The 16,023-nt window shown below is 59.9% G+C and carries 12 protein-coding genes and 1 pseudogene; 4 read left to right on the top strand and 9 right to left on the bottom strand.

Features of this window, described 5'->3' with window-relative positions:
- Nucleotides 1-148: 148 nt before the first annotated feature.
- Nucleotides 149-486: pseudogene (locus tag C8K63_RS28500) on the top strand (transposase); the annotation flags it as partial.
- A gap of 545 nt (nucleotides 487-1,031) precedes the next feature.
- Here C8K63_RS28500 and C8K63_RS28495 read toward each other — a convergent pair.
- From C8K63_RS28495 to C8K63_RS28480, 4 genes are all read right to left on the bottom strand, one after another.
- Entirely contained in the window at nucleotides 1,032-1,346 is a 315-nt protein-coding gene (locus C8K63_RS28495; RefSeq protein WP_108219731.1) for a hypothetical protein, read from the bottom strand.
- 447 nt (nucleotides 1,347-1,793) lie between these two features.
- On the bottom strand, nucleotides 1,794-2,786 hold the full coding sequence (locus C8K63_RS28490) for a lipase (protein WP_108219730.1): 993 nt from the start codon (nucleotides 2,784-2,786) through the stop codon (nucleotides 1,794-1,796).
- 455 nt (nucleotides 2,787-3,241) lie between these two features.
- Nucleotides 3,242-6,301, bottom strand: a complete 3,060-nt coding sequence (locus C8K63_RS28485; RefSeq protein WP_371920819.1) for an Ig-like domain-containing protein — start codon at nucleotides 6,299-6,301, stop codon at nucleotides 3,242-3,244.
- Nucleotides 6,302-6,751: 450 nt separating this feature from the next.
- On the bottom strand, nucleotides 6,752-7,210 hold the full coding sequence (locus tag C8K63_RS28480) for a hypothetical protein (protein ID WP_108219729.1): 459 nt from the start codon (nucleotides 7,208-7,210) through the stop codon (nucleotides 6,752-6,754).
- Between the two features lie 577 nt (nucleotides 7,211-7,787).
- Between C8K63_RS28480 and C8K63_RS28475 the strand changes: the two genes are divergently transcribed.
- Together C8K63_RS28475 and C8K63_RS28470 are read left to right on the top strand one after the other, a co-directional pair.
- Nucleotides 7,788-8,147 (top strand): DUF6124 family protein, encoded by a 360-nt coding sequence (locus C8K63_RS28475; protein WP_108219728.1) that lies wholly within the window; start codon nucleotides 7,788-7,790, stop codon nucleotides 8,145-8,147.
- 299 nt (nucleotides 8,148-8,446) lie between these two features.
- Nucleotides 8,447-9,712 (top strand): epoxide hydrolase family protein, encoded by a 1,266-nt coding sequence (locus C8K63_RS28470; protein WP_108219727.1) that lies wholly within the window; start codon nucleotides 8,447-8,449, stop codon nucleotides 9,710-9,712.
- Nucleotides 9,713-9,724: 12 nt separating this feature from the next.
- Here the strand turns inward: C8K63_RS28470 and C8K63_RS28465 are convergent, their stop codons facing one another.
- On the bottom strand, nucleotides 9,725-10,741 hold the full coding sequence (locus C8K63_RS28465; protein ID WP_108219726.1) for a succinylglutamate desuccinylase/aspartoacylase family protein: 1,017 nt from the start codon (nucleotides 10,739-10,741) through the stop codon (nucleotides 9,725-9,727).
- A gap of 117 nt (nucleotides 10,742-10,858) precedes the next feature.
- Between C8K63_RS28465 and C8K63_RS28460 the strand changes: the two genes are divergently transcribed.
- Nucleotides 10,859-11,494, top strand: a complete 636-nt coding sequence (locus tag C8K63_RS28460) for a TetR/AcrR family transcriptional regulator (RefSeq protein WP_108219725.1) — start codon at nucleotides 10,859-10,861, stop codon at nucleotides 11,492-11,494.
- 63 nt (nucleotides 11,495-11,557) lie between these two features.
- On the opposite strand, the gene C8K63_RS28455 is transcribed toward C8K63_RS28460, so the two are convergent.
- From C8K63_RS28455 to C8K63_RS31125, 4 genes are all read right to left on the bottom strand, one after another.
- Nucleotides 11,558-12,256: an ABC transporter permease gene (locus C8K63_RS28455; protein ID WP_108219724.1), complete on the bottom strand. Its 699-nt coding sequence runs from the start codon at nucleotides 12,254-12,256 to the stop codon at nucleotides 11,558-11,560.
- Between the two features lie 18 nt (nucleotides 12,257-12,274).
- Nucleotides 12,275-12,988 (bottom strand): ABC transporter permease, encoded by a 714-nt coding sequence (locus C8K63_RS28450; protein WP_108219723.1) that lies wholly within the window; start codon nucleotides 12,986-12,988, stop codon nucleotides 12,275-12,277.
- A 154-nt stretch (nucleotides 12,989-13,142) separates the two neighbouring features.
- Complete coding sequence (locus C8K63_RS28440; RefSeq protein ID WP_108219721.1) at nucleotides 13,143-13,925, bottom strand: transporter substrate-binding domain-containing protein; 783 nt, start codon at nucleotides 13,923-13,925, stop codon at nucleotides 13,143-13,145.
- A gap of 27 nt (nucleotides 13,926-13,952) precedes the next feature.
- Entirely contained in the window at nucleotides 13,953-15,956 is a 2,004-nt protein-coding gene (locus C8K63_RS31125) for an aminotransferase class I/II-fold pyridoxal phosphate-dependent enzyme (protein WP_108219720.1), read from the bottom strand.
- Between the last annotated feature and the right edge of the window lie 67 nt (nucleotides 15,957-16,023).

The raw sequence follows: 16,023 nt of genomic DNA, 5'->3' as shown, positions 1-16,023 counted from the left end.
CCGAAAAACCACTCAATGTGGTGAGTAGGTTCTCCGGTGGTGGTCGTGCCTGAGTTCAGGCCATTTGAAAAACCGACTTTTTCAACAGAATCGGCCAATAGCAGTCGTTTAGAGCTACAAAAATAAATCTGTCTCCATTTTTCTCAACACCATCATCTTCCGCTCACGGCAAACCGACTGCATTGCCTGTCCGATGAAAGCCAAGTGCTGCCCGAACACTGCGTTCCGCAAGATTGCTCGCAGCGTCCATGAGGCCGCGCGTGATGTGGCTCGGCGCATCGCAGCGACGCCGGCGTATCAGCGCTCTCGCCACGAGCGTAAGAAGGTCGAATATTGTTTGCCCACCTCAAGCGCATCCTGAAACTGGATCGCTTGCGGCTACGTGGCATGAGTGGCGCGACCGACGAGTTCACACTGGCCGCCGCGGTGCAGAACCTGCGACGGCTGGCCAAACTGACCTCTCAAAGGCCACCGCTCACGGGATAGGTGCGTCTGCACGAAGCAAAAAACCTCAAATTAACCCAATAACCGAGCAGCAAAGGTCAACGAAGGGCCGAAAAACCACGCAACGTGGTGAATAGGTTTTCTAGAGGTGGCCGTGCCTGAGTTCAGGCGAGCTGAAAATCCGACTTTTTCAACAGAATCGGCCGATTTCTGTCTGTCGTGACCTTCAGCTATGGGTCGGATAGCGACCACCAGCCATAGTGACGGTCGATGCTAGACCGTCACTATCCGACCCAATATAGACAGTCCGTCCCACCAAAGTAAGGTTGCAGCATGAGGCCTAACCCTTCGTTCAAGCGGACCGGAATCAACCGAACTGAATCTTGCATCCATTGATACGGGTGCGGCGGTCACTGGTGAGGGGATAACCCATGAGTAACCCTACCCCGAAACGCCAAGGGCCTGCGATCATGCAGGCCCAGTCAGGTTGGGTACGCCGCGATGGGTAACCGCAGTGGTAACCCAACAGCGGCATTCTGCTTGGAGCCAGTATCTACGCAGCCTGTAGGCATTCAGTGCGCGACCTATCAAGCGGCACTCACCTCATTGGTAGGATTCAAATAGCAGGCCATCTCCCGTTCGACAACGTCGATCTCATTTAGCCCCCAATTTGTCAGGGGCGCGGAAGGTTTGCCGGTCGACGCAAAACTCGCCGCCAGCAGACGGATCATCAGCGTCTTTGCCAAGTCCAGTTGCTTCTGAAGCTCCTGAGCCGCGCGATCAGCCTTATCCAGGCGCTGTTGCAGGGCATCGCGCCCGGCAGTGATCTGTCCGATACTGGCCACCGTTTCATGTGGGTCGACCATCGCTGCCGCTTTTTCTTCCAAGGATTTATCACTCATCAATGTGCTCGTTCGCTCAGGTTCAAGGTCAGGCGCGCGCAGGCCTTGCCTCACTGAGATCGGCACGAGAGTTTATTCCTACAGTTTTCTATCGCACTGACGCGCAAGGCGCCGACCAACGGCAGCGTAACCCATCAGCGAACCCAGCCTAGTTGTGGGTAATTGCACGGACTTGCCCACCCATTTGCATTCGACCTGACCAATCATTTGCATCAGATTTGACCATCACGCTGCGTGGCCATGACCGGCAGAAGCCATTCATAAAGTCCCCGGTGAAAATGGGGACTGATTTATTTTTCAAAAAATAGATCCGTCCCCATTTTCAGTCGTCCCCATTTTTGGTTGCGAGCAAAAAGGCTTCCGGATAAGCGAGTTGCAGTTGTGTAGACTTCCCGGAAGAAATCTCGGCAACCGCAACTCGAACATTTGAACGACGAGACTATCGCACTAGCTGCCAAACGGTGGCGGCACCGGTATATCGCTGAGCTGCAAGCCCAGCAGTGTCATGTACTCGTAGATGTGCTGATAGCCGGATTGAGACTCATAGTCTGTGCACTTGGATTGAGGTTGCCCACAGAGCCGCAGCTCCATGTTCGCGTTGCCCATTCCCCATTGCGTATAGTTCAGATTGTTGTTTACAACCGTATCCATTTTGGAACAGACCATGTTCCTCATGCTTTCATCAATGGGGTTGGCATCATATAGCGTCAGGGAGTAATCGAGAGAAGTTGCGCACCACGCCATCGGAACAACATCCAAAGTGTTGTAGATGCGTAGCGCATTACCAGCCATTTGCTTATTGAAGTAGCTCGCAAAAAAACCATCGCCAGCCGTGGGCGCAGCAATCGTCTCGCAATAAAATTTAGAGCCCGGAAATTTGTCTTTCAGATAAAGCGCGACCACCGACATGAGCGCACCGCCAAGGCTATGTCCAACCAATCGGATCGTCGCCCCACTTTGCAGCTTCCCTAGAAAATCGCACAGCGTGCCCTGAGAACCGATAGTGGATGCCGTAGTCAATATCGCGTGCACCCCATCTGAAGTTCCCTGCGCGATGTTCGCCGGCACCTGGCAGTTCGTGATAACGCTCTGCAATGGCACCATTGGAAAAATATCCAGATCGTCCACCTGATCCTTTAAAGAATCCTTAAGTGTCCCACTCGTCACCACGACGACGTCGTTCTCATTTTTTCCGCCGATCAGCACCACTGTGATGTGCGCCGCGTGTTCGCCATCCATCACCAGAGCGGGGCCCCAGGCCACGCCATAACCGCCGCCTACCTTGGAGGCATTGAGACGCGAAAGAATATTGTCTTTAACCTGACTCGGCGTAGGATTCTTCATGTTTTTCCAGGACTGCGAATACAACGCCGCATTGTTGACCACGAAAGCGTGTGTAAGACTGATTTGCCTTTGCTGAAGTGAGTCTAGCGAAGTCATGACTGCTCCTTGTCTCGAAGAAAGTTTTCCAGTGGCCTGCGTGGTTAATCCGGGCGCCGAAGTTGAGTGCACGAATAACCATACAGGCCACCAGGGACCAACGAAAACCTATGGCAGCCGTCGATCCTTCTGGGCCAGCAAGACCGAGTGTAGTTGCAGTTTTTGGAAGCGTGAGTGCAATGCGCTGAGCGAATGCGTCGCCGCAATGTCATGATGCTCACCGTTCCAGCGTGAAAATGGGGACTGAAAATGGAGACGGATTTATTTTTCAGAAAATAGATCCGTCCCCATTTTTGGTTCCATTTTTGGTCGACGATGGAAACTCCAGTTCCGAGCTACGGCTTGAAATGCTGGTCTTCTGGAGATTTGACAACCAGGTAGTTGTTAATTCGCTTGTAGCAAGAGGGCCTCAATGAGGCCCTCATCGCTAAAGCGTAGTTGTACTCAGTGCGCCACTACTGGCTCGCGGTGACCGTGACCGCTGCCGAGACCGCCACGGACACCGTCGCCGGTGCCGACTCCGCGCCCTTGGCATCGGCGGCTTTATAGATAAAGGTCGCAGTGAACGGCGCGGCGACCGTGGCCGGTGGTGTGTAGGTCACGCGCACACCATCGGTGCTGACCACGCCTTTGCCGGAGTCCGGTTGCTCCAGCCCCACCACTTTGAGTGGTACGTTACCGTCAGGGTCGGTGTCGTTGGCCAGGACGTTGATGGGCAGTGGTTGGCCAGTGTTGCTGATGGCGCTGTCGGGTGTGGCGATCGGTATTTGGTTATTGCCGTCGTTATTGGCGCGGGTATCGCCAGTGCGGAAGGTCGGCAGCGCGGCGGAGTTGACGTAGGTGACGCCGTCCCAGCCGGGCAGCGGGCTTGGCATCAACTGGAACTGGCCGGGGTGCTCGACATCCCAGCGCAGCAGCATGGACGTGTCCTCGTGCTGGGTGTTGTGGCAGTGCTCCATGTAGGTCCCGGCGAATTCACGGAAGCGGATCGCCATTTCCACGGCCACTGAGCTGTCGATGCCATCGCCGACGCGATAGACGTCCTTGCGCGCCCATTTTTCCCATTCCGGCGGTGGGTTGCCATCGCGGTTGAGGATGATCCCCTCTTCGAAGTGCACGTGCACCGGGTGGTTCCAGCCGTTGCCGCCGCTCTTGATTCTCCACACTTCCAGGGTGCCGTCGCCGGAGAACCCGGCAGGGGTCGGGCCGTTGGCCAGTTGCGGAGCGGCGCTGATGACTCGAGGGTCCATGGGGAAGCCGAATTCACCACCGTCGGTCTTGATCGTCCAGGGTGTTTCGTCGGTGCCGTCGGAGCGGCCGAAGCTGAACTCGCGATGCCGCGCCACCTGGAGCCTGGCCTGCACCGCCGGATCGTCACGGTTGAGGGTCAGCGGGATCATGGTCTTGCCAGCTGGCTTGCCCGGTTTGGCGGGCTCGTAGTCGGCGGGGTTCATGCTCACGTCCTGGCCGGCATAAGGCTGGACCACCAACTGCAGGAACTTGCCCACCGCCGGGTCGCCGCCGACCCATTCCGGCCCTTTGCTGCCCAGCCTGAGCACCGCCTTGTACGTCCCGGACAGCACGTCGGCCAGGCTCAGCAGATTAGCTGTCGGCCTCTTGCCGTTCTGGTGCTCCATCAGGTTGACGAAGTACAGCTTGTCGCCGGTGTTGATCCCGTTTTTCGCGAAGTTGACGATGATGTCGAAGCGCTCGGCGATGCCCTGGGTGGGCAGGATGGCGTTGTGGTTCTGCAGGTCGCCGTCACCTTCCAGGTCCATGCTGCCGTCGAACGGCACGGCGTGCTCCATCAGGTTGCCGTCGTTGGCGATCAAGTGGAACGGCACTCGGCTATAAGACAGGCCGGAACCGGCCGGGCCGGGGATTTCGCCGCCGGTGCCGGCGACTTCACGCACCAGTGCAATCCTGAGGTAGCGCGACACCGAGCCATTGAGGATGCGGAAGCGATAGCTGCGCGCCCGCACATTCAGGCGCGGCTGGTACTGCCAGTTGACCAGGACCTGATCGCCGAGGAAGCCGTCGGTGTTGAACGGGTTGAACCACAACTGGCCATTGGCGTCCCAGGCCTTGTCGGCCACCAGCAGGTTGACGTCATAGTCGCGGTTGCCCCAAGGCAGCGCCGAACCGCTGGGCAGGCGCAGGTTGACGCCGTCTTCGAAGGCTTCGTTACCGCGATCCAGGGCGCTGTAGTAATTCATCATCACCGCGTTGCCCTTGTAGACGTTCTGCGCGGTGAAATCGAGCATGTGGTCATGGAACCAGTGGGTGCTCATGGTTTCGTGCCAGTCGCCGCGGATCTTGATGCTGCCGTTGTTGCACGTCTTGAGGCCCGGGGTGGCGTCGTTGACGAACAGGGTTTCGCCCGGGGCGCAGGGGAACGCCGCGCGCGGATCCTGAGCGCTGGTGTTGATGGTGTCGTAACCGGCCAACTGGATCGGCCAGCGATAGTCGTAGTACTGCCCCGGAAAGAAAAACGCATTGGCATAGCCATCGCTTTCAGCCGGGGAGTGGCCGTTGTGTTCGTGGGTGGTAATGGTATGCAGGCCAAACCCCATGTTGGCCGACGGATCGATCGGCAGGGCGTTGTAGTGGCGCATCAGCGCGGCTTGACCGTAACGCACCATCAACAGTTTTGGCGGAAAGGTGCCGTCGAAGGTCCAGAGCGCCTTGTGGTTCTGAATCGGCATGTTGGGGTGAAAACGAACACTTATGCCTTTGGTGGTGCCCACCAGGACCGGGGTGTCCGAGGTCTGGTTGTAGAGCCCGCCAGGCCCGAACTCACCGACGGCGTAGTTGTGCAACTGTCGGTGGTCGCGCATGCCGCTGTTGATCTGGGCGCCCGCTTGCACGGTTTTGAAGCCGACCTGCGGGAAGAACTCGTTCCAGCGCTGGTGCGACCAGCCTTTTCCTGGCGGCCGGCCTTCGGCCGGCGAGCCGACCGGGTGGCGGTTGAGGAAGGCTTCGATCTGCGCTTGCCACGGGTTGCGGTCCAGCACGTTGGAAAACTGCGACGGAAACGGGAACAGCCCCGGCTGGCGCATGAAGGCTTCCAGCGCCACGGGCGAAGGGCTGCTGCGGGCGGTGTTGTTCGGGTCCTGCGTGGGCGCCGGGCCGACGAGCGGAACCGGGAAGGTCAGGGGCGGTGCCGGCAATGCCGGGTCGAGTTTTTCCGTGCCGAATTCTTCGAACAGCAACAGTTGCTGCGTGTACGGCTGGGCCCCGAACAATGGGCTGGGCTTGCCATTGGTGGGGATATTGAAGGATGTCTGCAGGGCTGGCGGCAGCACGTTGTCGGCCCGTGGCGTGTTCCGGTCACCGAAGACGCCATTGGGCAGGGCTATGGCGCCCTGGTTGGCGGGTGGCAGGGCCCGTAAGGCCGCCGCCGCGGCATCGAGGTCGGCCGGCGGGTTGCTAAACGCCGAGGGGTCTGTCGGTGGTGGCGGGCCGAAATCATCCAGCGGCACGGCGCTTGCCATAGTGGTTAGGGTAAGGAGCATCGCACAGGGCAGGCTTGTCCTGTGCAGAAAGGCGATGGAGCTGCGTAGTGATGTCGTGCGTTTCATTTTTCACCCCTCGCGACATATCGAGTCTGGCGAAACCCACCGTCGCCAGGATGTCTGGGACACAGCTATTGCGGGTACAAGAGGGCCGCAATTAATGAGCCATCACACCAGGAAAGGGGAAAAGTCCAGGTAAATTAATAAACTATTTTTGAGTGTTTCAAACGCGAGAAGGGTGTGTGGGGAATACCCCTCTAATTAGGTGGAAAACACCCGTTCGTGGGTGTAATGCCCCATTTATGGAGAGGATTGAAACCTTTACTTTTAGCGCAGGCATTCGGTGTTCAAGTGCAGTGCAATTTCGCGCCTGACGACCAAACCACTACTACCCACGCCAAAAACCCTTCCTGCGCGTCAGCACAGAAAGGGTTTTTTCGTTGCGGCCGATCAGTCTTTAGCCTGGCTCAACTTGGTGAACAGCTCGGTCGGTACTTTCTTGCCGTTGGAGATGAACTGGTTGGTGCGGAACTTGTACACCTCACCCTCGGACAGGAAACCGTCGCCGTTGGTGTCCATCGCCTTGAATTCCTCAGTGCCCTTGGGCGCCACCGCCAGCAGTTCCTTGAGCGACACGCGGCCGTCATCATCGGAGTCGGTGCGCGCGAAAGACGCATCGCCGCACTTGCCTTCACCGCACTTGCCCTCGGCCTGGGTCTTTTGCGCGCTGGCTTCGGCACCGCACTTGCCTTCGCCACACTTGCCTTCGCTGGTCTTTTCTGCGGAAGCCAGTTGATAGCCCTGAGGCAAGGCTTCGGCGGAAAACGCCGAGGACGCGAAGTTGATACCGCCGACCAGTGCTACAGCGATCAGGCCAATACGGGTTTTGTTCGACTGGATACGAGACATGTTGATACTCCGGATCATTTGCGCGGCTGGACCGTTATTGGTCGTACCACAAGGGTGATAAACCTGGTGGCGAGGTGCGAGGTGCATCTCGCTTTGGCAGGTCTATTTGGCCCCGCTGGTGTATCCCGGCTGTATCCGTAAAGCGCTGGTTTTGTATGGTTGTATGCGGATGCCGCGCCCTGATACACAGCGATACACGAAAGCCGGTAGTCAGTTGCTCATGTCCGTAAGAGCGCTTGTTTAAAAAGGTTGTAGGTTATTTCCCGAGGGCTACAAGACCTTGCGTCGTTGCCTACGGTTACGCCAGAATCCGCCGGCTTGTGCGCCCTGCCCCTGGTCTCTATCGTTTCCGCGCCACTGCCCATCAGTGGTCGGGTTTAGCAGCCCGGGGTTGTAAGCAAGGTGCACAAGCTCCTGTCAGTCAGGTATTCCCATGCCTGCATTTGATGGTGGCTGTGCGCAGGGCGCCTTCGGGCGCGCCGGCTTTGCTAGCTTCCCCGGTCTGCTAACCTGCGTACAGCTGCCTCCTTCTCGTTTAGCAGCAAGAGGGTTGGCACCCAATCAGAGAAGCAAGCATATGTTCAAAGTCACCCCCAACCCGCCGGACACCGATCCGGCATCCCCGTACGAACCAGACTCAAAACAGCTCAACGAGGCCACCGAACGCGCCCTCGCCTTCCACGTCCCCTCGACTGCCGACATCAAAGCCACTCCACGCACACCCAGCACTTTGTTTACTGTGGACCCCGAGGCCGATACTGAAACCCTGATGGTGTATCTGGTCGAGACGTTGGCCTCGGTCGATGTGATGGTGCACCAGTTGGTGGATCATCTGGACGGCGGATCGCGCAATGCCCTGCTGGGAATTTCCAACAGTGTGATGTTGGCGGAGATCACGGCGAATCGGATGCTGGATCAAATCGACCCGCCTGAGTAGATGTCGTCTACTGCGACGAGTGATGTTGTTCGCGTTGGGTTGTGCGGCTACCATTTTTGGGACCGCTGCGCGGCCCATCGCGAGCAAGCTCGCTCCCACAGGGATTTGGGGGCAGTCAGTTAAAAAGGGCTGAGCCAGTATCGACTCACCCTTTCCCGCCGGTGGTCGTCCCGGTGCAATCCTTCGCATAAACCTGCTTGCGTGCCCCGTCGAACGGGATCAGTCTCTGGAGCAGCATCGACCTTCACCCCTGAGCTCCGGGCAAGGACGAAGGCATACCTCCCAGCGAGGAATTGAAGATGAAATCTGCTTTCGTCGTCCTGCTAATGGCCCTCGCACTGTGCAACTCGCCCCTCGTGAGCGCCGCTCCCGCCGCCGACGCCGTTGTGCCCTTCCACGTCGATATCCAGGATCAACAACTCACTGACCTGCGTAACCGCATCGCGGCAACGCGCTGGCCGGACAAGGAGACGGTGGCCGATCGATCGCAAGGTGCACAGCTGGCGAAACTGCAAGAGCTGGTTCGCTACTGGGGCACGAACTATGACTGGCGCAAGGCCCAGGCGCAGCTCAATGCCTTGCCCCAGTACACGACCACCCTCGATGGGGTCGCTATCCATTTCATCTGGGTGCGCTCGCCGCAGCCGAATGCTTTACCGATGATCCTGACCCACGGTTGGCCAGGCTCGGTACTGGAGTTCATCAAGGTGGTCGGCCCGCTTACCGATCCGGCTGCTCACGGGGGCAATGGTGCGGATGCATTCGACGTGGTGATTCCGTCGATCCCTGGCTACGGCTTCTCCGGCAAACCGACAGAAACCGGATGGGACCCGGACCATGTGGCGCGGATCTGGGGACAATTGATGCAGCGATTGGGTTACAGCCGCTACGTCGCCCAGGGTGGTGATTGGGGCGGTCCCATCACCAGCGCCATGGCGCGCCAGTCCGTGCCCGGGTTGCTGGGCATTCACCTCAACCTGCCAGCGACGGTCCCGCCGGAGGCGACCGCTGCACTCGCTGCCGGCGGTCCCGCGCCTGTGGGGTTTTCCGAGCAGGAACGCACGACCTACGACGCGCTGGCCGCATCCATTAAACAGGGCAACCTGGCCTACAGCGCGATGATGGCCGCGCGGCCGCAAATGATCGGCTACGGCGTAACGGACTCCCCGGCATTCCTCGCGGCGTTCATGCTCGGTCACCCGGGATTTGCCAAGTGGACTTTTGGCGCCGACCCACAGCAATCGCCAGGCAAGGATGAAGTGCTGGACGACATCACCTTGTACTGGTTGACGAACAGCGGTGCCTCGGCGAGTCGGTTCTATTGGGAAAACAAAGGGCGCAGTCCGCTTTTTTCTGCGGCACAGAAGACCGGCGAAATCAAACTGCCGGTGGCCGTCACAGTCTTTCCCGATGATGTCTATTTTCCACCGGAGAGCTGGGCCAGGCGCGCCTACAGCAACCTGATCTACTTCCATCAGGCTGCCAAAGGCGGCCATTTCGCCGCGTGGGAACAGCCGGAGCTCTTTACCGAGGAACTGCGCACAGCGTTTCGGCCGCTGCGCTGAATCACTTTCGTATCAATTGGGGTCGAGCAACCCGCCACTCCAGTTGCGTGACACCCGGCTGCCGGTGAATTTCGCCACGCCCATGCCTTGGGATATCAGTCGGTCGCGATAGCGCGTGACCATGCGCCCGGCTTGCTCGGCACGCAGCACCACTTCGGAGGACGGATCGCCCGGCCGCCCGAGAATTCGTGCAAAGCGCTGGCCTTCCTCGACGAAATCTCCCAGTTCCTTTTCGAAGATCAGCACGCCGGGGTGCGGCGCGATGATGGTTTCCATGTGGCCCATTTCCACCGCCTCAACGGGCCAGTCAGCGGATGGCTTTTGTTCGTCAATGACGCCGCAACCGCACAGCCAGTTGTACAGCCCTTCGGCATCCTGTTCGGCGAAACGGTCGCTGACATCGCCCTGCCCGCGCAACTCCAGCGTTGCCGCCATGCGGTGCTCGGTGACGCCTTCATTCAACCACGGGGCAATGATGGTTTCCTCGAAAGAGCCATCACCGCCGTCACCCCAGATGATCGCCACGTCCATCTTCATCGCCGCCGCCAGTTCGCGACCACGGGGCCAGAAACTGCGATGTACGTAGAGGTACGGCAAGGCCTCGTCATCGGTGTGCAGGTCGAGCATCACATCGGCCGGGGCGGCCAGTTGCACCAGTTTCTTTTGCCATTCCTGAACGCAGGTCGAAGGCCGCGCCATGGCCGCCGACTGGTCGAACGAGCGATTGAAGTTATGCCCGGTCGCGTCGTGATAGCGGCCAAGAATCCGCCCCTGGCGGAACTGCCCAATGCCCAGCGGATTGGCCTGCGGCACGACGGTGATGTTGCCTTTGAGCCGGCCCTGGCTTTCAGCGGTTTGCAGTCGTTGCATCAGCAGGTGCAGCACCAGCATCCCGGCGATTTCATCGGCATGTACGCCGGCCTGCAGGTGCACGTTTGGCCCGCTGCCATCACCTGCATAACGCCAGGCACCGACCCGCACGGCATCGCCGTTGTTGTTGCGAACACTGAACGAAATATCCTGCGACATTGGCTTTCCCTCCCGTCATGAACCTTGAAAAACGTTGTATCGCTGCTGCCGAGGCTGGTGATTGAACAGACGTTCAACTAAGCTCGGCATCGTGAAACCTCACCCAAGGACAGCCTTGTGACAACCGATGCCCCGAAAAACCGCCGCGCCGAACCCGAGGACCGTCGCGAAATGCTGGTGGCCGCTACCCTGCGCTGCCTGGGCCGCGACGGTCACGCCGGGATTTCCGTGCGACGCATTGCTACCGAGGCCGGAGTCTCGGTGGGTTTGCTCAACCATCACTTCGGCAGCATCGAGGCGCTGATCGCCGAGACCTACCAGCGGCTCGCGAGCGAACTGACCACCGCCCTGCTCCAGGAAATCGAACAGGCCCAGACACCCGCGCAAAAGATCGATGCCTTCCTGGAGGGCTCGTTCTCGCCCAGGGTCATGGACCCGCAACTGCTCGGCGTGTGGGTGGTGTTCTGGAGCCTGATCCGTCACTCCGAACACGTCAGCCAGTCCCACGAAAAAAGCTACCGCGCCTACCTCGACCTGATCCGCCAGTTGCTCGACGGGCTGGCCGCCAGCGAAGGCTTCGTGATTCACGACACGCGCCTGGCGGCCATCGGCTTATCGGCGATGCTCGACGGTCTCTGGCTCGAGTGGTGCCTGAACCCCGAGACCTTCAGCGCCGCCAACGGACTGCATATCTGCCGTTGCTGGATAAAGGGGCTGCGTCACGGAGCATTCAGCACAGACGACGTCTTGTGACGCGTGCCGGCCGAAGATCATCGCCAGGTTGCCGCTGACGGCGGTCAACCCTTGTCGAACTCATCAGGCCGACCTGCGTACGGGCGTCCCGCGCCGCTCGGCAAAGGCAAACAGCGCTTCGATCAGGAATGTCAGGCAGACATACACCCCGGCTACCAGCAACAAGGGTTCGTACACCTGCAGGGTTTGCGCGCGGACCACGTTGGCGGCGCCCAACAGGTCGATCACGGCGATGGTCGAAGCCAATGCCGTGGACTTGAGCAGCATCACGGTTTCCCCGGCCAGGGTCGGCAGCAACAGGCGCATCGCCCGGGGCAAACGCACCCGTAGCAAGGACTGGCGCGCGGTCATGCCAAACGCCGAGGCCGCTTCCATTTCACCCTTGGGCACCGCCAGCAGGCCACCGCGAATCACTTCGCCGACATAGGCCCCCACCGACACCACCAGGGCGAACACGATGTACCAGTAACCGTCGCGCAGGTACGGCCAGAGGAAACTGCCGCGAATCAGCGGGAACTGGGCAAACAGGCTGCCCAGGCCGTAGTAGAAAATGTAGATCTGGATCAGCAACGGCGTACCGCGCGTCACGCTGGTGTAGAACAGGCTGACCTTGGCGATCACTTTGTTTTTCGAGATCCGCGCCAGCGCCACCAACACCGCCAGGACAAAACCGAACACACTGGCGACCAACAGAATCCCGAGGGTGGTTTGCAGCCCCCGGCCCAACAGTGCCGCGTATTCAACTATCCACGCTGGAATCATTTCATTCTCTCTGCCGGTTCAGTCAACAAGAGGCATCCAGCGACGAATACGTCGCTCAAGCCGACCCGACACATAGTTCGACACCAACGTCACCGCGTAATACAACGCCGCAGCCGTGAGGTAGAACAACAGATAATGGCGCGTCGACCCCGCGCCTTGCTTGGCGGTGTACAGCAGCTCGTTGGTGCCGACCACGCTGATCAGCGCACTGTCCTTGATCAGGTTGATCCACAGGTTGGCCATCCCGGCCATGGCGTAAGGCGCCATGATCGGCAGCGTGACCCGGCGGAACAGACCGAAACCGTTCAGGCCGAATGCCTTGGCCGCTTCGATCTGGCCGAAGGGAATCGCCTGGATCGCCGCGCGGAAAATCTCCGAGGCGTACGCGCCCTGCACCAGCCCCAGCACCACGATGGCCGCCAGCGGACCGCTGACATTCACCACGTCGTAGCCGAGCCGGGTCATCAGCGAATTGAGGAGCATGGAGCCGACGTAGTACAGCAACAGAATCAGCAGCAATTCCGGCACCGCCCGGAACAAGGTGGTGTAGCCGCGCATCAGCGCTGCAATCGGCTTCGGCGCGCCCAGTTTGAGGCACGCCACCACCAATCCGATGGCCAGCCCGAGCACAAAGGCCCCGGCGGAAATCTGCAGGGTCATCCAGAGCCCCTTCAACAGCGCACTGCCCCATCCCTGCTCGGTGAAATTGATCAGATCGAACATTGCCGGCATTTCAGTCTCCAGTTGGAGGACACGGTCCCCCTGTAGGAGCGAGCTTGCTCGCGAAAAACGTCAACGATGACGCGGTCATTCAGAAAAACCGCGGTGCACTTGCGTCCTTCGCGAGCAAGCTCGCTCCTACAGGGGTTTACATTGCGCGATCAGGTCAGAACGCAGGCTTCACGCTGGTGCCGAAGTAGCTCTGGGACAGTTCGTCGTAGTCTTTGCTCGCCAGCAACTCCCGGATGGCCTTGTCGAGTTTGGCCTTGAGTTCGGTGTCGTCCTTGCGTAGGCCGGCGCCCACGCCTTTGCCGAAGATCGGGTCGTAAGGCACGCTGCCGAGGTAGGCCAGGTCCTTGGCATCCGGGGTCTTGACGAAGGCGGCCATGGCAGTGCCATCGGCCATCATCAGGTCGATGCGGCCGGCAATCAGGTCGGCGTTGGCCGAGTCCTGGGTGTCGTAGTACTTAACGTCGGCGATTTTTTCGTAGTAGGTCTTCAGGTAACTGGCGCTCACGGTCGAGTTCTGCACGCCAATGATCTTGCCCTTGAGGTCATCCGGGTACTTCTTCACCGACGCCTCTTTCGGGCCGACGACGGCAATTGCCGAATCGTAGTAGGCCTTGCTGAAGGCAATCTGTTTTTCTCGTTCTTCGGTCACCGACATCGAGGAAAAAATCACGTCGATCTTTTTCGCCAGCAGCGACGGAATGATGCCGTCCCATGCCACTTCCTTGATCTCGCAATCGGCTTTCATTTCGCTGCACAGCTTGTGGATCAGGTCGACTTCGAAACCCTTCCACTCACCGTTGGCCTGCTTTTCGGTATACGGCGGATAGGGTTCGGCTGCCACCGCGAACCTGATCGGCTGTGCCTGGGCCGCACTCATGCCGGCCAGCAATACGCAGGCCGCCCCGGTCATCCAGTTTGCAAAACGTCGATTTCCCATGTTGTTTTCCCGTCTTTTTATGATGAGTTAGCGAGTCTGATGAGCGTTGACGAACTGTCGGCAACGCTCGCTGCGTGGGTGTACGAACACTTCGTCCGGCGAACCGGTTTCCTCGATCAGCCCTTGATGCAGGAAGGCGACCTTGGAAGAGACATCGCGTGCAAAGGCCATTTCATGAGTCACCAGAATCATGGTCCGGCCTTCTTCGGCGAGGGAGCGGATCACCCGCAGCACTTCCCCGACCAGTTCCGGGTCGAGTGCCGAGGTGGGTTCATCGAACAGCATGACCTTGGGCCGCATGGCCAGGGCCCGGGCGATGGCCACCCGTTGTTGCTGTCCCCCGGAGAGAAACGCCGGGTACTCGTTGCGCTTGGCCGCAAGCCCCACGCGTTCGAGCAGGGCTTCGGCCCGTTCAGTGGCCTCCGCACGGCTTTCACGCAGGACCTGGGTCGGCGCTTCGATGAGGTTTTCCAGCACCGTGCGATGGGGCCAGAGGTTGAAGTTCTGGAACACCATGCCCAGGCTCGAACGGATGCGCACCAGTTGCTTGGCGTCCGCCACCAGCGGTGCACCGGGACGGTTCTGGTTAAGGTGAATGCTTTCGCCATCGACCAGGATGCGCCCCTGGTCCGGCACTTCGAGCATGTTGATGCAGCGCAGCAAGGTACTTTTGCCCGAGCCGCTGGCACCGATCAGGGAGATCACTTCGCCCTCGCGGGCGGTCAGGGAAACGCCCTTGAGCACTTCGATATTGCCGAAGCGTTTGTGCAGGCGATCGACTTCGATCATGGTCTTGGTCGCGACCGGTTCGACGGCTGCGGTACGGGTCACCGTGCCGATCACCGGCCTCGGCGCTTCGCCCATGAGCACCCCGACAAAATCGCGAATACGCTGGCAGGCCTGGGCCAGGCGCTCGTCACTCAGGGTGAACGAAAGCCGTACAAAACCCTGGGCCGGCTCACCGAATGCCGCCGCATCCAGCACCGAGACACCGGCTTCACGCAGCAGCCGCCAGGCGAACTCCAGCGAGGTCAGGCCGGTACCACGCACGTCCACCAGCACGAACATGCCGGCATCGGGGTTGAGCACGCTGATGCCCGGGCAACCGGCCAGGCCGGACACCACAAGGTCGCGACGCCGGCGATAGATCTCGCACATGCCGTGGGTGACTTCGTCGTGTGACTGCACGGCCTTGAGCGCCGCTTCCATGACAAACCCGGGCAAGCCGTACAGCATGCTCAACACCAGGGTTTCGATATGGTTGACCAGGGCTTCATGGGCCATGACCCAGCCGATGCGCCAACCGGTCATGGCATGGGATTTCGACAGGCTGCCGATCACCACGCAACGCTCGGCCATGCCCGGCAACGCCGCCAGGCTTTGGTGTTCGCGCTCGTAGGCGAGGCTCTCGTAGACCTCGTCCACCACCACCCACAGGTCATGGGTGATGGCGAGGTCGGCGATGGCTTGCAGCTCTTCGCGACCCAGCACTACACCGGTGGGGTTGTTCGGGTTGGAGAAGAAGATCGCCCGGGTGCGTGGGGTAATGGCCTTGGCCAGCACGGCGGCATCGAGGCGAAAACCCGAGTCCGCCGCGCAAGGCACCCGCACCAGCGTGGCGCCGGACGCCTTGAGTGTCGCTTCGTAGGTGACATACATCGGATCGAAGGCGATCACTTCGTCGCCGGCACCGAGCAAACACATCGAGGTGGCGAACAAGGCGTTCTGCGCACCTGCCGTGAGAATAACGTTCGACGCCTGCAGCTCGCGGTCGATCAGTTGGCTGTAGCGGCCGGCGATGGCCTCTCGCAAGGCCTGGCGGCCGGCGATTTCGGTGTAGTGGGTATCCCCTTCGCGCAGGGCGTGGATGGCGGCATCGGTAATGAAATCGGGGGTGGGAAAATCCGGGTCGCCGACGCTGAGGATGATCACGTCTTCGCCATTGCGCTGTGCCGCGCTGGCCGCGTAGTGAATATCCCAGGCGGCAACGCCCTGGCCACTGATCCGCTCTACAAAGGGTGAAAACCGCATGCCAGTGCCTCGTTCGAATTGAAGAAACGCAAGCCCGCAACCAGCCGGGGGAAGGTGGCCCCAAACA

Origin of the sequence: Pseudomonas sp. GV085, from assembly GCF_003050925.1 — a bacterium.
GTDB lineage: Bacteria > Pseudomonadota > Gammaproteobacteria > Pseudomonadales > Pseudomonadaceae > Aquipseudomonas.
Note: the sequence above shows the minus strand (reverse complement) of the source record. Positions and strands in the feature narration are given on the sequence as shown.

Bases quoted from the DNA above. Each gene is read 5' to 3' on its own strand.
- C8K63_RS28495 (WP_108219731.1), bottom strand. From the start codon at position 1,346: ATGAGTGATAAATCCTTGGAAGAAAAAGCGGCAGCGATGGTCGACCCA.
- C8K63_RS28490 (WP_108219730.1), bottom strand. From the start codon at position 2,786: ATGACTTCGCTAGACTCACTTCAGCAAAGGCAAATCAGTCTTACACAC.
- C8K63_RS28485 (WP_371920819.1), bottom strand. From the start codon at position 6,301: ATGCTCCTTACCCTAACCACTATGGCAAGCGCCGTGCCGCTGGATGAT.
- C8K63_RS28480 (WP_108219729.1), bottom strand. From the start codon at position 7,210: ATGTCTCGTATCCAGTCGAACAAAACCCGTATTGGCCTGATCGCTGTA.
- C8K63_RS28475 (WP_108219728.1), top strand. From the start codon at position 7,788: ATGTTCAAAGTCACCCCCAACCCGCCGGACACCGATCCGGCATCCCCG.
- C8K63_RS28470 (WP_108219727.1), top strand. From the start codon at position 8,447: ATGAAATCTGCTTTCGTCGTCCTGCTAATGGCCCTCGCACTGTGCAAC.
- C8K63_RS28465 (WP_108219726.1), bottom strand. From the start codon at position 10,741: ATGTCGCAGGATATTTCGTTCAGTGTTCGCAACAACAACGGCGATGCC.
- C8K63_RS28455 (WP_108219724.1), bottom strand. From the start codon at position 12,256: ATGATTCCAGCGTGGATAGTTGAATACGCGGCACTGTTGGGCCGGGGG.
- C8K63_RS28450 (WP_108219723.1), bottom strand. From the start codon at position 12,988: ATGCCGGCAATGTTCGATCTGATCAATTTCACCGAGCAGGGATGGGGC.
- C8K63_RS28440 (WP_108219721.1), bottom strand. From the start codon at position 13,925: ATGGGAAATCGACGTTTTGCAAACTGGATGACCGGGGCGGCCTGCGTA.
- C8K63_RS31125 (WP_108219720.1), bottom strand. From the start codon at position 15,956: ATGCGGTTTTCACCCTTTGTAGAGCGGATCAGTGGCCAGGGCGTTGCC.